General features: G+C 68.9%; 14 protein-coding genes. 7 read left to right on the top strand and 7 right to left on the bottom strand.

Annotated elements, in window-relative coordinates; all coding sequences use genetic code 11:
- Positions 1–33 precede the first annotated feature (33 nt).
- Positions 34–657 (bottom strand): TetR/AcrR family transcriptional regulator, encoded by a 624-nt coding sequence (locus IG75_RS0107725; protein WP_051714318.1) that lies wholly within the window; start codon positions 655–657, stop codon positions 34–36.
- Between the two features lie 144 nt (positions 658–801).
- Between IG75_RS0107725 and IG75_RS0107720 the strand changes: the two genes are divergently transcribed.
- Complete coding sequence (locus IG75_RS0107720) at positions 802–1,758, top strand: oxygenase MpaB family protein (protein WP_030520473.1); 957 nt, start codon at positions 802–804, stop codon at positions 1,756–1,758.
- 35 nt (positions 1,759–1,793) lie between these two features.
- On the top strand, positions 1,794–2,690 hold the full coding sequence (locus tag IG75_RS37230; protein WP_051714317.1) for an oxygenase MpaB family protein: 897 nt from the start codon (positions 1,794–1,796) through the stop codon (positions 2,688–2,690).
- Between the two features lie 129 nt (positions 2,691–2,819).
- Here IG75_RS37230 and IG75_RS0107710 read toward each other — a convergent pair whose 3' ends face one another.
- Positions 2,820–3,788 carry an SDR family oxidoreductase gene (locus IG75_RS0107710; protein ID WP_051714316.1) on the bottom strand — a complete coding sequence of 323 codons (969 nt, stop codon included), beginning with the start codon at positions 3,786–3,788 and terminating at the stop codon, positions 2,820–2,822.
- Positions 3,789–3,910: 122 nt separating this feature from the next.
- Here IG75_RS0107710 and IG75_RS0107705 point away from each other — a divergent pair, with 122 nt between their 5' ends.
- Positions 3,911–4,501: a TetR/AcrR family transcriptional regulator gene (locus tag IG75_RS0107705; protein ID WP_030520470.1), complete on the top strand. Its 591-nt coding sequence runs from the start codon at positions 3,911–3,913 to the stop codon at positions 4,499–4,501.
- A 308-nt stretch (positions 4,502–4,809) separates the two neighbouring features.
- Here IG75_RS0107705 and IG75_RS0107700 read toward each other — a convergent pair whose 3' ends face one another.
- Both IG75_RS0107700 and gndA read right to left on the bottom strand, forming a co-directional pair.
- Complete coding sequence (locus IG75_RS0107700) at positions 4,810–6,555, bottom strand: N-acyl-D-amino-acid deacylase family protein (protein WP_030520469.1); 1,746 nt, start codon at positions 6,553–6,555, stop codon at positions 4,810–4,812.
- Positions 6,556–6,639: 84 nt separating this feature from the next.
- Complete coding sequence (gene gndA / locus IG75_RS0107695; protein ID WP_030520468.1) at positions 6,640–8,085, bottom strand: NADP-dependent phosphogluconate dehydrogenase; 1,446 nt, start codon at positions 8,083–8,085, stop codon at positions 6,640–6,642.
- Positions 8,086–8,470: 385 nt separating this feature from the next.
- Here gndA and IG75_RS0107690 point away from each other — a divergent pair, with 385 nt between their 5' ends.
- A complete protein-coding gene (locus tag IG75_RS0107690) occupies positions 8,471–9,388 on the top strand; it encodes an alpha/beta hydrolase (protein WP_030520467.1) in 918 nt (305 codons plus the stop codon).
- A 25-nt stretch (positions 9,389–9,413) separates the two neighbouring features.
- On the opposite strand, the gene IG75_RS0107685 is transcribed toward IG75_RS0107690, so the two are convergent.
- On the bottom strand, positions 9,414–9,608 hold the full coding sequence (locus IG75_RS0107685) for a hypothetical protein (protein ID WP_030520466.1): 195 nt from the start codon (positions 9,606–9,608) through the stop codon (positions 9,414–9,416).
- A 426-nt stretch (positions 9,609–10,034) separates the two neighbouring features.
- Between IG75_RS0107685 and IG75_RS0107680 the strand changes: the two genes are divergently transcribed.
- The 3 genes from IG75_RS0107680 to IG75_RS0107670 are packed head-to-tail and all read left to right on the top strand — an operon-like array spanning position 10,035 to position 13,431.
- Positions 10,035–10,430, top strand: a complete 396-nt coding sequence (locus IG75_RS0107680; RefSeq protein ID WP_030520465.1) for a hypothetical protein — start codon at positions 10,035–10,037, stop codon at positions 10,428–10,430.
- Positions 10,427–11,338, top strand: coding sequence for a universal stress protein (locus IG75_RS0107675; protein WP_030520464.1), 912 nt, complete (start codon positions 10,427–10,429; stop codon positions 11,336–11,338). Before IG75_RS0107680 ends, IG75_RS0107675 begins: the two co-directional genes overlap by 4 nt.
- A gap of 56 nt (positions 11,339–11,394) precedes the next feature.
- Positions 11,395–13,431: an erythromycin esterase family protein gene (locus IG75_RS0107670; protein ID WP_030520463.1), complete on the top strand. Its 2,037-nt coding sequence runs from the start codon at positions 11,395–11,397 to the stop codon at positions 13,429–13,431.
- Between the two features lie 213 nt (positions 13,432–13,644).
- Here IG75_RS0107670 and IG75_RS0107665 read toward each other — a convergent pair whose 3' ends face one another.
- A complete protein-coding gene (locus IG75_RS0107665; protein WP_030520462.1) occupies positions 13,645–14,517 on the bottom strand; it encodes a universal stress protein in 873 nt (290 codons plus the stop codon).
- A 123-nt stretch (positions 14,518–14,640) separates the two neighbouring features.
- Positions 14,641–15,564: a lysylphosphatidylglycerol synthase transmembrane domain-containing protein gene (locus IG75_RS0107660; protein WP_162183779.1), complete on the bottom strand. Its 924-nt coding sequence runs from the start codon at positions 15,562–15,564 to the stop codon at positions 14,641–14,643.
- Between the last annotated feature and the right edge of the window lie 347 nt (positions 15,565–15,911).

Here is a 15,911-nt window from a genome sequence, read left to right as displayed (position 1 = left end):
GCCGCCGCCGATCGGCCCGCCCCCGAAGGCCGGTCAGTTGCTGCCGGGATGGGGATACATCAGCGGTGCGAGGTAGCGGCGGGCGAAGGCCCGGGCCGCGTCGGTATCCCCGAGCGGCAGCACCCCGCGCGGGTTGGAGATGAACGAGACGGTGAGCCGGACGAACAGTTCGGCCACCACCTCCGGGTCGAAACTGCCGAGCTCCCCGCGCTCCTGCCAATAGGTCAGGAACTGCGCCACAAGTCCGCGTCCCTGCTGGATGACATCGTCGTCGGTGAGGAAATCGGTGAGCTGGCCGGCCGCGCCGGAAACGCGCAGGCTGCGGGTCAGCAGTTTGGGTGCGGTGGCCTCACCGACGAACGCGGCGAACATATCCGCCAGCGCCCCGACCGGGCCGGCGGACCGGTGCATGGCGTCGGCGACGATCATTGCCAGCCGCTGCGATTCGGCCATGAGCGCGTACCGCACGATCGCGGATTTCGTACCGAAACGACGATAGACGGTGGCCACGCCGACGCCCGCGACCTCGGCGATCCGCACCATGGTCGTCTCCTCGAACCCGTGCGCGGCGAAACATTCGCGCGCGGCGTCGACGATCGTGCGGGATCTGGTGTCCAACTGCTGCAGTTCGGTCCACTGCGCAGCCGTTGTTTCCATTCGGATCAGCCTACCGCCTCGGCACCGCACCCGGCGTGGGCACCGGATCCGCGCGCCGGACCATGGTTTCCACGCCGACCGAATGATAGAATGGAGGCGTTCAATCTATCATTTCTGTTCTTCTTCCCGCCCCGAGGTGACGAGATGGCGACCCACGCAACGGAGCGCACCGCCGAAAAGTCGACCGACCCCCGAGTCCGGCCCGAGGTACTGCGTGAATTCCGCAAACATTCCGGCAGTGTCCTGGCCGGCGCCTTCGCCGGCGCCGCCTTCGACCAGGTAGCCCTGGTCCCGGTGGCCGCCGCCGTGGACCGGACCGGCCGGTTCGAGCAGAACTTCGCCGATCGCGGTGTCCGCAGCGGCGTCTCGGCGATGATCGCGCTGTGGGGTGATTCCGACGACCGCCGCGCCGAAGCCGAATGGCTCAAACTCAGGCACCGCGACGTCCGTGGGTCCGGCAGCGCGGCGTTCGGCGAGGTCAAGTACAGCGCGCTGAATCCCTTCACCTGGAGGTGGATCGCGGTGAGCGGCATCTTCGTCGTGCTGAACACCTTCACCCACTGCACCGGGACCGAACTGCGCCCGGAAGAGGAGGAGGCGGCCTATCAACAGTTGCGGGCCGCCTTCGCCGATCTCGAACTACCCAGTGCCGCCGGGAAACTGCCGGCCGACCTCGCCGAGGCGCGCACCTACTACGACCAGATGGCGACCCAGGAACTGGCCGAGAATCCCTTCCTCGTGCAGAAGTTCGCCGATCTGACGAAACTGCCGCTGCCCACCCTCGGGCTGCCGCCGCTGGCCCGTCGGGCCCTGACCCCGATGTGGCTGGCCCTGCGACCGGTGGCCGGGCACGTGATCCAGGTGTGCTCGTCCAAAGCCATGCATCCGGCCGTGCAGCAGCTCACCGGATTCGAACTCAAACCGCGCCACGACGCGGAATTCGCGCTCTACGTGTGGCTGTTGCAGCTCGCCTGGCGGACGCTGCCCGACCGGTTGCTGATGCAACCTCTTGCCTACAACCGCTTCCAGTACGAGAAGCTCGTGGCCGCCTGCCGCAGCTACGGTCTCGAATCCTTCGCGGTACCCGCCGACCGGCGCTGAGCGCTTCCGGCATCGACCATCGCCGAAGGGACACCGTGACAACGATCGATAACTCCGGCGACGCCGGAGCCCCGGAACTGCGCCCGTGGGGGCCGGAATCGCTGAGCTGGCGCCAGGGCATCGACTGGAAGACCGCCCTCACCGCCCGCGCGGTGCTGCTGCAGGTCGCGCATCCGGTGGTGGGGGCGGGGGTGGCCGATCATTCGGAATTCCTGTCCGACCGCTGGGCCCGGATCATCGCCACCGCCGCCGCCACCCGCCGCTTCAGCGGCCTGGACGGCCCCGACGCCGCCCTGGCCGAAGGGCGGCGGCTGCGCGAGCTGCACCGGACCATCAGCGGAGTGGACGACCGTCGCCGTAAATATCACGCGTTGAATGCCGATGCGTACCTATGGGTCGCGGCCACCGGTTACTGGGCGGGATCGGCCGTGCGGCGGCGGCACGGACAAGAATTCGCACCCGAGGTGGAGGATGCGCTCTACGTGGAGTGGACCGACCAGGCCCGGGTGCTCCGGATACCCGAACGCGTGATCCCGGCCGACCGTACGGCGTTCGACAGCTATTTCGACACCACGGTCGCCGACCTGCTCGAACGCAACCGGACCACCGACCTGCTCCTCGAACTGGACCGGCACCCGATGCCGCCGCACCCGCGTTTCCCGATGCCCCGCTGGGTCTGGAACATCCCCGCCGTACCGGTGGCCGCGCTGCTGCGGCTCACCACCGGCGGATACCTTCCTGCGCCGCTGCGCGACCGGCTCGGGATCGCGTGGGATCCCGGCCGCGCCCGTCGCTTCGACGCGCTGGTCGCCGCAGCGAACTCGGTGGACCGAGTCCTGCCGCGGGCCGCCAGGTATCCGTTGCGCAGCCGTACGACGCCGGCGGCGGGCTGCCCGCACGCCGGTGATCGGTCCCGGGTGGAGAGGACCTGAGCCCATGGCCTCGTCGTGCGCGGCGGAGACGATCGGGTTCTCACAGTCGACGATGCCGTGGGCGTTGCGGAGGTTCTGTCGAGCAGGGGTGATTTTCTCTGTGGGTTCCGGGGTATTCGGGTGTGCGCGTCAGCTCTGACCGGGCTCTCGCGGGGCGTTGTGCGGTAACCAGATCTCCTCGGCACGTTTGCTGGCCTGTGGGGTGAAGTAGTCGCCGGTCCCGAGGTCCTCCAGCAACGTCGGGTGCCTCGGTGCCCAGTCCAGAAGTGCCTGGGTGTGCTCGCTGGATACGGGCACGTCGAGGGAGAAAAATGTGGCCAGGAACGGGTTCCCGAGATGGTTTCGGGCCTGTTCCAGGGTCAGCGAGGCGGTGGGGATGTCGAGCATCCGCGCGATCTGCTCAGCGATGCTCTTGATCGTGACCGCGCTTTCGCCGGCGCCGTGGAGTACGTGGCCGGCAGGAGCCTTCTCCAACGCCGACCGGAAGAGGCCGGCGGCGTCTCGGCGGTGGATGGCGGGCCAGCGATTGGCGCCATTGCCGATATAGGCCGAGACGCCTGCCCTGCGTGCGGAGGCGATGAGTGCCGGAACGAAACCGTAATCGCCGGGGCCGTGCACGGTCGGTGCGAGTCGCACGACGCTGGCCCGGACCCCTCGACGGGCAAAGCCCAGACATGCCTGCTCGCCCGGGATTCGAAAGGCGGCGACCGAATCGGGATCCGGTGCGTCGTGCTCGGCGCTGATCCGGCCGGGCCTCGTCACCAAGGTGCCCGAGGTGCTGACGAACGGGTTTCCGGATCCGACGAGCGCCTGGCCGAGGGCTTCGATCGCGGCACAGTCGCGGCGGATGAGGTCGTCCGGATCGGCGTAGTCGCCGCCGTACGCCATGTGCAGGACGCCGTCGGCGGCTCGAGCGCCGCGGCGCAGGCTGTCGAGGTCGTCCAGGGAGCCGTGGTGGGGTGTCGCGCCCAGTGACTCCAGCCGGGCGGCGGTGGCAGCCGAGCGGGCCAGGCCGGTAACGGTGTGACCGGCCGCGAGGAGTTCGGCGACGACGGCGGGACCGGTTTGACCGGTGCCGCCGGTGACGAAGACATGCATGAAACCCTCTCAGGTTATGTCAGTAACTGGCGTAAAGAAGTGCCAGTCACTGACATTACGCGTAGCGCCATCTGATGGCGCAACATGACGCCAGTCACTGACATTTGCGGTAACCTCGGAAAGTGCCACGGAGCGGAGCAGACGCGCGACGCCGCCTTCGGCAGGCGGCGTTGGAGCTGTATCAGGAGCAAGGGTTCGACCAGGCCACCATCGCGGAGATCACCACTCGTGCCGGTGTGAACGAGCGGACTTTCTTCCGGCACTTCCCGGATAAGCGCGAGGTACTTTTCGACGGTGAAGCCGACCTCCGCGCCGCGCTGATGCAAGCGATCGCCGAAGCACCCGGGGGCCTGGAGCCGTTCGAGATATTGCTGTGCGCTTTCCGCGAATGCGCGCGGAATCTGGAGAACAACCGCCCGTTCGCCGAACCACGGTGGAAAGTCATCGCGGCGACCCCGGCGCTGCGCGAACGCGAGTTGGCCAAGCACGCGTGGCTCACCGACGCCGTGGCCGAGGCACTGCGGCAGCGCGGTGTCGGTGCCGGGCCGGCCGGGCTGGCCGCCCGGACCGGCTGGGCCGCCTATCAGCACGCGGTCCAAACCTGGATCGACAACCCCGCAGACAGTTTGGACGCGCATCTGTCCCAAGCCTTCGACGATCTACGCGCCCTCTCCGCGACCACCCCACCGTCGCAGGCAGGATCCGCACGCTGATACTCCTCGCCGGCGCTCACCACACATCGCAATCGGACTGCGTCACGAATGCCGGGCCGCCAGAGCCGTGTACGGAAAAATCCGCTCTACCAGACCACTACGCCGTATCCGTCCGTTTCAGGCCGATACTACGGAGACCCGCGGACCGACCGCGGCGGTCGCCTGCGGTGACCGACCGCGGCGATCAGCCCCTGGACGAACTGGCCCAGTCGTCGCCCCGGGCCGGCCGTGCGTGAGTGCGCTGTGGGCGACCGCCCGCGAGCAAGGCGCCGTCGGAAGCCTCGGCAGCCGGCCCGCCCGGAACTATTTCAGCGCTGCCCGGCCCGCAGGAAGCGTCCGGTGCGGGTGCTACCCAGGGCCGGGTCGGCGGTGCCGTCACCGAACACGTACCGCCCGCCGATGTACACCGCCGAGACGGCGGCGTCGTTGCGGTTGACCATCCGCTCCAGTCCGCCGTATTGGGCCACCGGACTCTCGGCGTAGGCGTCGAGCGAATCGTCGAGGCCCGCCGGATCGATGACGACCAGATCGGCGCGATCGCCTTCGCGCAGGCGGCCGGCGTCGATGTCGTACCAGTCGGCGAGCTCGCCGGTGAGCCGGTGCACCGCCCGCTCGAGCGGGATCACCGGAGTGCCGGCCTGTTCGGCGCGGTGCATCCGGCGCAGGAAGCGGAGCCCGAAATTGTAGAAGGCCATATTCCGCAGATGGGCGCCCGCGTCGGAGAAGCCGAGCTGGATCCCGGGATGGGCGGCGAAGCGGTCCAGGATCTCGGGCCGGTGGTTGGATATGGTGGTGCGCCAGCGCAGTTTGGTGCCGTGTTCGAGTACCAGGTCCAGGAAGGCATCCACCGGGTGCAGGCCACCCCGGTCCACACCGACCTGTCCGAACGTCTTACCCACGACGTCCTCGTCGGGGCAGCTCACGATCTGGGCGTCGAAGAAATCGCGGTGCCAGACCCGCAGCCCGAATTTCGCGTCGTAGTCCTTGCGGAAGCGGCGGCGGTAGGCTTCGTCGGCGAGCAGCGCGTCGCGCTCCACCCGGTCGGCCAGGTGCAGGGCCGCCGCGCCGGACCCGAACTCCTCGAAGATCACCAGATCGATACCGTCGGCGTACACCTCGAACGGCACGGGCAGATGCTGCCAGCGGAAATCCGCGCCGAGCGCGTTCACCAGCCGCGCCAGTGTGCCGATCAGGACGACGGCGAACGGGTTGGCCTTGATATCGGCGGCGGACAGGAGGCTGGTCTTGAGCTTGCGGCGCCCGATACCGAGACTGCTGAAGATCATCGCCCCGAGACTGCGCGGTGACGTGATGTCCGGCCCGCCCTGCAGAACCCGGCCGCGCCGGCGCAGGATCGCATTGAGGCGGCGGCGCTCCTTCGCCCGCGCATAGGTGGACGGCAGCGTACGTGAACGGCAGGTCTCGCCGTCGACCTTGTCGAACAGCAGTTGCTGCGCCGACATACCGAGGAATCCGGCGTCGAGCGCCTCGTGCAGCGCCGCCTCCATATCCGCCAGCTCCGCGCGGGTGGGGCGGACTTCCTTGCGGGTGGCGCGGTCCAGGCCGAGGCGGGCGGTCCGGATATCCGAATGTCCCAGCATGGCCGCGATATTCGGGCCCAGCGGCAACTGCTCGAGGGCGGACACGTATTCGCGAGCGCAGGTCCAGGTCTTGGTCTCGTCGAGCGTATCGATCACATGTCGGCGCGGAATGGCCTCCACGCGACCGAAGATATCGCCCGCGCCGGTGGGGTCGATATGCACGGTGGACAGTGAGCACGAGCCCAGCAGCACCGTGGTGATGCCGTGCCGCACCGATTCCGACAGCGCCGGGGACTTCAGGACCTCGATGTCGTAGTGGGTGTGGATATCGATCATTCCCGGCAGGACCCATTTGCCCGCCGCGTCCACCACATCCGGACAGCCGGTCTCGTCGAGTGGTTCCGCGGAGACGGTCACGACCCGGTCGCCGCGCAGTCCGAGATGGCGAATCGCGGAGGCCGCGCCGGTACCGTCGAACCAGCGGCCATCCTTGATGATCGTGTCGTAGCTCACACCTCATTGCAACTGGTCGGATGACCCGGAGTCAAGAGGAAGTGTGCGCCGCCGGGTGGACCGCCCCGCCCGGCGACCGGGTGTTCAGCCCGCCGACACCTCGGAACGGTCCTCGCTCCACAGCGTGTGGAACTTGCCCTCCGCGTCGACCCGCTCGTAGGTGTGCGCGCCGAAGAAATCGCGCTGGGCCTGGGTGAGCGCGGCGGGCAGCCGTTCGGCGCGCAATGCGTCGTAGTAGGACAGCGAGGAGGCGAATGCCGGCACCGGGATACCGAGCAGCGTGGCGGTCGCGACCACCCGACGCCAGCTGTCGATGGCCGTCTCGATCGCGTTCCGGAAATACGGCGCCAGGATCAGGCTCGGCAGTGTCGGATCGGTTTCGTAGGCCTCTTTGATGCGGTTCAGGAAGCGGGCCCGAATGATGCAGCCGCCGCGCCAGATGGTGGCCAGATCGCCGGGGGTGAGATCCCAGCCGTATTCGGCACTGCCGGCGGCGATCTGATCGAACCCCTGGGCGTAGGCCACGACCTTGGACGCGTACAGGGCCTGCCGGATGTCCTCGGTGAACTGCGCGATATCGGTGGGCTTGGCGGCGAGTTCGCCGGCGGCGAGCCCCACAGCCGCCGCGCGCTGCCCCCGCGCCCCCGACAGCGCCCGGGCGAATACGGCCTCGGCGATACCGGTCACCGGAACACCCAGGTCGAGCGCGGATTTCACGGTCCAGCGCCCGGTGCCCTTCTGCTCGGCCGCGTCCACGATCACATCGACCAGCGGCTTCCCGGTCTTCGCGTCGACCTGGTTCAGCACCTCGGCGGTGATCTCCACCAGGTAGCTCTCCAGCTCGCCGGAGTTCCACTGGGTGAAGATATCGGCGATCTGCTTCGGATCCAGGTCCAGCGCGGCCCGGAACAGGTGGTACGCCTCGCCGATGAGCTGCATATCGGCGTATTCGATACCGTTGTGCACCATCTTCACGAAATGGCCGGACCCGTCCGGGCCGATATGGGTGCAGCACGGGGTGCCGTCCACCTGGGCGGCGATGGACTCCAGCAGCGGTCCCAGCGATTCGTAGGATTCCGCGGGCCCGCCCGGCATGATCGACGGTCCGTTGAGGGCCCCCTCCTCGCCGCCGGAGATCCCGGCGCCGACGAAGTTGAGACCGCGGGCCCGGAGTGCGGCCTCGCGCCGGATGGTGTCGGTGTAGAGGGCGTTGCCGCCGTCGATGATGATGTCGCCGGTTTCCATGGCGCCCGCGAGTTCTTCGATCACCGCGTCGGTGGCGTCGCCGGCCTTCACCATGATGAGCACCCGGCGCGGCTTCTCCAGCGCGGCGACGAACTCGGCGATGGTCTCGGTGCGGACGAAATCACCGTCGTCGCCGTGCGCAGCGAGCAGCGCGTCGGTTTTGGCGACGCTGCGATTGTGCAGGGCCACGGTGTAGCCGTGCTTGGCGAAGTTGCGGGCGATATTGCTGCCCATCACCGCCAGGCCGGTGACCCCGATCTGTGCACGCGCTGCGGAGGAAGCCATGAACCAGCTCTTTCGTTCGACTGTTCCAACATTTCGGCGGGATCCGCCGGGTCGCGATGATCGTGGAGACCGGTCGCGCGCCCGGCGTGTGCCCTCTCTTCTTTCTACCGGGTGGCCCGGTCGGGCCGTACGCAGACCCGCCGACAACCGATCCGCACGGCCGGGCCGGGCCGGATAGCGGTGGGGTCGCCGTACCGGAGCATCCCGGCCGCGTGGCCGGGTGTCCTCGTACCGAGCGACTCCGGAGGTACCCGGACCCAGCAGCGGCTTTTCGTATCCGGTCGCGAGACTCACTGGCGCACAACGGATGAACCGTAGAACTCCGGCGGCGATCCGGTGCGCGAATGGGTACACCGGAGGAGTGCGGTACAAATTCTTGCTCACGATGCCGGCCGCGGTACTGGCTGTCGCGGCGTCCCTGTTCACTGTCCAACCCGCCGCGGCCGCCCCGGGGCCGCGGGTCGACGCAGAGAAACCGATCGACGGTCGCGCGATCCTGCTCGAGGTGTACTCACCCGCCATGGGCACCGTGGTGACCAATCGGGTCATCCCCGCGCCGGGTGGGGGACCGGCGCCCACGGTGTACCTGCTGACCGGGATCGGCGGCGGCGCCGACGGTATCTCCTGGTGGGACGATACCGATGTCCGGCAATTCTTCGGGGACAAGAACGTGAATGTGGTGATGCCGGTCGGCGGTGCCTACTCGATGTACACCGACTGGCACACCGACGATCCCGTGGTCGGCCGCGCCCGCTGGCAGACCTATCTCACCCGGGAGCTGCCGTCGGTCGTGGACGCCCGGTTCGGCACCACCGGACGCAATGCGATCGCCGGGGTGTCGATGAGCGGCGGGTCGGCCGTGGACCTCGCCATCCAGGCGCCGGACCGCTATGAGGCGGTCGCCTCCTATAGCGGATGTCCGTGGTCTGCCGACGCCGCGGGAATCGCGATGATCAGCGCGCAGGTGGTGCGAGGCGGTGCCGACCCGGGCAAGATGTGGGGTCCGCCGGGGTCCGCGGGCTGGCGGGCCCACGACGCGTTCGCGCACGCCTCCCGGCTGGCCGGAAAGACCGTATACCTGTCCGCGGCGTCGGGTATGCCCGGCGAGATCGACCGGGGCTGGGGGTTCCCGCCGGTCGAAGCCATTGCCGCCGCCTGCACCTCGGCCTTCGCCGACCGCCTGGGGCAACTCGGCATCGGCGCGGTGCACATCGACCGCCCGGCCGGCGCGCACACCTGGGGTCAGTTCGAATACGACCTGCACGATTCGTGGCCGCATCTGGCGCGGGCCATCGGCGCCTGACCGCCGAGCCGCCCGGCGGTCTCCGTCAGCTGCCGGGCGGGGTGGCGGGGGCGGCCCGCCCGGTCGCGGCTCTGTTACCCCGGCCGTCCAGACGATAGCCCGACCGAGCGGCTCCCAGTACCAGGACGGCCGAGAGCAGGCCGATGAGGATCCGGGGCCGCTCGGGCAGCAACTCGGCGGGCCGCGGCCACCGGCCGCCGGAGACCACCGAATCCGGCACCCGTGCGCCGTGGTCCGGGGCCGGCGATTCCGCCCGCGCAGTGTGCGGACCGGAAGAGGGCCGCCGCGCGGGTGGCCGTGGGGCCGGCTCCGGCTGGTTCATCGTCGCTCCCCTCGATACGAGTGCGTCGCGCATCCATAATGTTAACGAGAATTCTGGCCTTGACGGGAGGGGTGTGGCAGTATCGTTGCCAGTTGGAAACCATTCCTCGCTCGGTCAAGTGTCCAAGTGTTCTCACACTTGCCGAGCGAAAGTGATTCGGAGGTCGGCCGGGTGCGGGCGCGGCCGGACCGAACCCGCGCTCGCGGTGGACTTCCGGTTTCTCCGGCCATTGGGCCCATGAACTCGGTGACGTTCTTCTCTGATCCGTGGCGCGCGCGGGCGGGAACATCGAGAAAGGGGGCCGGCCCGGAAGGGGTGGTAAGGATGTCGGAGCAGGTGGCGACGCAGTGGTTGCGATATCAGATGATTCTCCGGCGTCTGTGGGCCCTGCGGCCGACCAACCCGAGTGCGCTGCTGCGCCCGGTCGACCGGATCGAGTCCGTCGTGTTGATGGTGGCCGCGCCGATCGCGCTGGCCGTGGTTCCGGTCGCCGGGACCGTCGGCACGGTGGTCTATGCGAACGGTGCGACGGCGGTGGCCGGTAGCTGTGCGGGTCTCGGGATCGTCGTCGTGGGCTGGCTGAGCGCATGGTGTCTGGTGTTCGCCAGTGCGCGCCTCGCCGCCCGCCGCCGGGACCGCTATTGGGACCGGCACTGGCGTTCGTTCGTCCGTGCGGCGGAGAACAGTCCGCACAGGGACACACAGGAAGGTAGCCCATGACCGACTCGGTTTCCCGCTCCGAAGAACACGCCGCCCCGCCGGTCGTCGCGGCGGTGGACGGTTCACCCGGTTCGAATCGAGCGGTGGCCTGGGCCGCCGTCGAAGCGAGTATCCACGGGTGCGGTCTGCACCTGCTCAACTCGTGGATACTGCCGGTCGGGTTCGGCCCTGAAGCCACCATGACCGAGCACGACCTGCGGGCGTTGCACGACGAGGCCGGCCGGCTGCTGGCCGGGGCCGAGCATGTCGCCCGGACCGCGGCGCCGGACCCCGGCCTCGTGATCACCACCGAGGCGCTCGACAGACTCGTCGTGCCCGCGCTCGTCGAGCGGTCGGATTCGGCGCGGATGCTGGTCGTCGGGAGCCGGGGGCTCGGAGCTTTCCAGCGGGGTCTGATCGGCTCGGTGAGCACCGCGGTCGCCCAGCACGCTCGGTGCCCGGTCGCGGTGATCCACGCGGACGCGCCGCTGGACGTGGCCGCGGCGACCCGGCCGGTGCTGGTGGGAGTCGACGGCAGCGGTAACAGCGTCCCGGCCGTGGAATTGGCATTCGACGAGGCGGCGCGCCGGAGAGTCGGATTGGTGGCCGTGCATGCCTGGAGCGATACCAGTGGATACGAGATCCCGCTCCGGCATTGGGATGGTGCGCGGGATTCGGCGAGCGCGCTGCTCGCCGAAAACCTCGCCGGGTATGCGGAGAAGTACCCGGATGTCCCGGTCGAGCGCCGTGTCACGGCGGACCGCCCGGTGCGTTCCCTGCTCGACGCGTCGGCGGATGCCCAGCTGGTCGTCGTCGGCAGTCACGGCCGGGGCGGTTTCACGAGCATGCTGCTGGGATCCACCAGTAACGCGCTGCTGCACGCCGTGGACACTCCGATCGTCATCGTCCGTGTGCGCGACCGGCGCTGACAGGGCACTCGCCGAGTAGGCCCGGCGTGTCGCTCGGAATACCGGAGGAGATCACTGTGCGAACACCGGAACAGCCGGATACCCGGTCACGGATCTTCGACGACCGTGGCGACGCCGGACGAGCGCTGGCGCGGCTGCTGGAGCGGTATCGCGGCGACCCGGAGGTGCTGGTGCTGGGGCTGGCGCGTGGGGGGATCCCGGTCGCCTGGGAGATCGCCGACGCCTTACAGGCACCGATGGATGCGATCATCGTGCGCAAGCTGGGCGCCCCGGATCATCCCGAATTCGCGATCGGGGCCCTGGCCTCCGGTGGGCGCGTCGTCTTGAACGACGACCTCGTGCGGGCACTGCGGCTGTCCGCCGACACGGTGCGGGAGATAGCGCGTGACGAAGCGGCGGAACTGGGGCGCCGTGAAGCGGTCTACCGTGCCGGTCGCGGGCCACTGGATGTGTCGGGCCGGACGGTGATCCTTGCCGACGACGGCCTCGCCACCGGTGCGAGCATGGTCGCCGCCATCGAAGCGATTCAGAGCGGCGAACCGAAGCGGATCGTCGTGGCCGTACCCGCCGCACCCGAGTCCACCTGTCACGAACTCGGTGTGACGGTAGACGAACTCGTTTGTGCGACAATGCCTTCGCCGTTCCGGGCAGTCGGGGAATCCTACTGGGACTTCACCCAGGTCACCGACGAGCAGGTCCGGCAACTGATGGCTACACCGACCGGCGGTGCTCCGTCGCGGCACCGGTCGGACGCCGAGATACTGCGCGCGGCGGCCGTCGACGCGCCCGGCGGCGTACCACCGTTCGACGACCTCGCCGATCTGATCGGTGACGCCCGGTTCGTGCTGATCGGGGAGAGCTCGCACGGCACGCACGAGTTCTATACCGCCCGCGCGGAAATCACTCGATGGCTGATCGAGGAGCACGGATTCACCGCGGTCGCCGCCGAGGCCGACTGGCCCGACGCCTATCGGGTCAACCGCTACATCCGTGGGCACGGGGACGACAGGGACGCGTCCGAGGCCTTGGCCGGATTCGAGCGGTTTCCGGCGTGGATGTGGCGCAATACCGTGGTTCGTGACTTCGTCGCCTGGCTGCACACCCACAACATCCGCTGCCGTACCGCCGGAGCCCCGGAGACCGGATTCTACGGACTCGATCTGTACAGTCTGCATCGTTCGACGCGCGAAGTGATTCGGTACCTGGAGGACGCGGACCCGCGCGCCGCGCGGCGCGCCGCAGCACGCTACGCGTGCTTCGATCAGGTGTCGGGCGACGACGGCGAGGCATATGGGTTCGCGGCGGCGTTCGGCGCCGGCCGGTCCTGTGAGAACCAGGCGGTTGAACAGCTCGTCGAAATGCAGCGGGATCTGCTGGCCGCGACGTTGGCGCACGGCCGGACGGCAGAGGAACAGTTCGACGTGCTTCGCAATGCCTGGTCGGTTCGCGACGCCGAGGCCTACTACCGCGCGATGTTCTCCGGACGCGTGCACTCGTGGAATCTCCGCGACCGGCATATGGCCCGGACCTTGGACGCGCTGGCCGCGCATCTGGTACGGCAGGGGGGATGCGGTGGCAGCTCACGTGAACCCCGGATCGTGGTGTGGGCGCACAATTCTCATGTGGGCGACGCCCGGGCCACCGAAATGGGTGCCGAGGGTCAGGTCACCGTCGGGCAGCTCGTCAGAGAGCGTCACGGACGCCACTGCTGCCTTCTCGGTTTCAGCACCGCTTCGGGGACGGTCACCGCTGCCCAGGAGTGGGGCGGACCGGCTTTACGTGAAACCGTACGTCCGCCACTCGACGGAAGCCTCGAGAGCCACCTGAGCGCAACCGGGAAGCCCGCGTTCCTGCTTCGGCTCGACCATCCGTCCGCGACGACGGAACTACTGGATATGCCGCGCATTCAGCGGGCGATCGGCGTCGTCTACAGCCCGGGGACCGAACGTCGCAGCCACTATTTCCATACCCGTGCGGCGCGGCAGTTCGATGCGCTCGTCCACATCGAGTCCACCACGGCTCTTCAGCCGCTCGAACCGGGTGGCCGCTGGAGTCCGGGCACCGTGCCGGAGAGCTACCCCACGGGTCTGTGAACGGTGGCTGTCCGCCGGTCGCGCGCGTGGGCCACCAAGACCGCTATCTCCGTCGCGATGCCCGTGGTCCGCTCGCCGTGGTCACCGCGACGGATGTGACGCGGGCGTGCCGGCGGAGTGCGCTGGGCATCACCACTCGGATCGATAGCCGACTTGTCACCGGTCACCTCCGCCGTCGCCGAGGTCGCGCGGAGGACGCGTAGGTCGGTGGGATCAGGCACGGGGGCGGGCGACGATCACCGGGGTAGCGGCGCCGTGCAGAACCGCTCGGACTACCGAGCCGAGTGTCGTTCCGGCGAATCCTCCGTTCCCGCGGGCACCCACCACCAGCAGCCGGCCCCTGTCCGCTTCCTCCAGCAGACGTCGTGCGGGGAGATCTTCGTCGACGACTCGGACGACCTCGATATCCGGATACTGCTCGGAGTGGCCTGCCAGGCATTCCGACTGCACAGCCTGTGCCCGTCCTGCGATCTCATCGCGGGAGACGTACCGGAAGAGCTCCGACCATACGGTGACGGCGACGAGGTTCGTCCGGCGGCGGGCGGCTTCGTCGAAGGCCGTATCGATTGCCCGGACGCAGTCCGCCGACCCATCGACCCCCACCACGACGGGACCGGGTGGTCGTCCCGGATCGACATCGGTCGTTTGGGGGACCACCGCTACCGGGCAGTGTGCGTGGTGGGCCAGGAAATCGCTCACCGAGCCGAGCAGAGTGCGCCCTGTCGCGTCACAGCCGGTGGTGCCCACGACGATCATGAGGGCGCCTTCGGAGTGGTCGACCAGTACGAGCGCCGGTGGCGGATCGGCGACCGTGGTCTCGATGTCGAGGTCGTCCGGCCGCTCGACCGTCGCCCGTACCGTTTTCTCGGCGGTGCGCAGTATGGCTTCACCTTCGGCGCGCATCGCGGCTCTGTCGAAGACGGCGCTGGCGGCCGGGCCGCTGTCGACGGGTGCGCCGACGGCATAGACGAGTCGCATCGGCGCCCGCCGTAGTTCCGCTTCCAGCGCTGCCCAGGCCAGCGCCCCGAAAGACGCGGACGATCCATCTATTCCGACGACAACGGCGGGTTCGCTGTGTGTGGGCATTTCGTCGAGCCTCCGCTCTGGCAGTGTGGCCGGGACGGACGCTATCCGAGTCTGCGGCCGGCGTCTGCGGCCGGTCGTCACCGGTCGCGGTGGACGAAATACTCTCGATGCGCGGACCGCGACTCACAGCCGGTGGCGATGCTTCAGCGCGCGATACGAGAAGAAGCCGAGTGCCGCCGGCAACCAGAAGGTCGCCAGCCGGAAAGTGAGAACCCCGGCCACCGCGGGGCCGGTCGGCACGCCGACCACCACCAGACCCGCGACCAGGGAAGCCTCGACCACGCCCAGCCCGGCCGGTGTCGGGCCGACGGCGCCGAGCGCCGAACCGGCCAGATATGCGGCTGCCAGCCGGCCCGGGGACACATACTGCCCGAAAGCATGCAGCGCGAACCCCAGTGCGGCGATATACGCGAGGTTCACGCTCAACTGACCGCCGAACAGCAGCGCCGCCCGGTGGGGTTGCCGGAGCAGGCGGAGCATCGAACGCAGGGTGTCGCGCGCGTCGCGGAGCAGCTCCGGCCGCCGCACCGCGGTCGCGACGATCAGCCCGGAGATCGCCAACGCGATGCCGGCACCGATCAGCACGGTCCGGCCGCCGGGCAGGGTGGCCGAGAACAGCTGCCCGGTCCCGCCGAGCCAGAGGCCCACCGCGGCCGATTCCGCGATGTGCAGGACCATACCGGTGCTCACGGTGATGGCAACCGTCGCGACGGCTGTGGCCGGTGGTAGGCCGGACCGCTCCAGATATCGTTCGTTCACCGCCGTCGCGCCGAGCCCATAGGGCAGCAGCAGATTCGCAAAGGAAGTCGCCAGCTGCACTTCCATTGTGCGAACGAAGACGAGCCGGCGAGGGCAGGCCCCCATCAGCGCCAGCGCGGCGGCCGCGTAGGTCGCCATCGACATGATCAGCGCTGCCGCCGGCCACGGCCAGCGCGCTTCCCCCAGGGCCGCGCCGGACCGGCCGAGCCGAGTGAGCTGCGGTAACAGGATATAGGTGGCCACAACGGTCACCGCGATCCAGGCGACAGTGCGCCAACCTAACCGCATGGTGATCTCCGGACGGGCCATGACCTCGTCTTTCCTCGTCGGCCTGCCGTGCTGAGACCGATCGGAACACCATCTTCTCGCGCGCCGGGCCGACGGGTGAGGTGCCCCGGTCACCGGAAAGGTGACCTCGGTCCTGTCGATACCGGACGAGTACCCGCCGGTGCGGCGGCCGGGTTGCGGGGGTGGCGCGGCGATGGCGCTGTCGGTGCGGCTCGGGCAGGCCGTGGCCGATGACATTGGTCCTCGTCCCGAAGCACCTTCTGCACTATCGGCCGTGATCGCCGATGACGAGTGTGGTGAGGAACAGTATGTTCCGCCGCTTCGGCAAAGGGGCTGCTGTGGGAACA

Origin of the sequence: Nocardia rhamnosiphila NBRC 108938, assembly GCF_000720425.1 — a bacterium.
Lineage (GTDB): Bacteria > Actinomycetota > Actinomycetes > Mycobacteriales > Mycobacteriaceae > Nocardia > Nocardia rhamnosiphila.
This window is presented reverse-complemented; position numbering and strand designations above follow the sequence as displayed.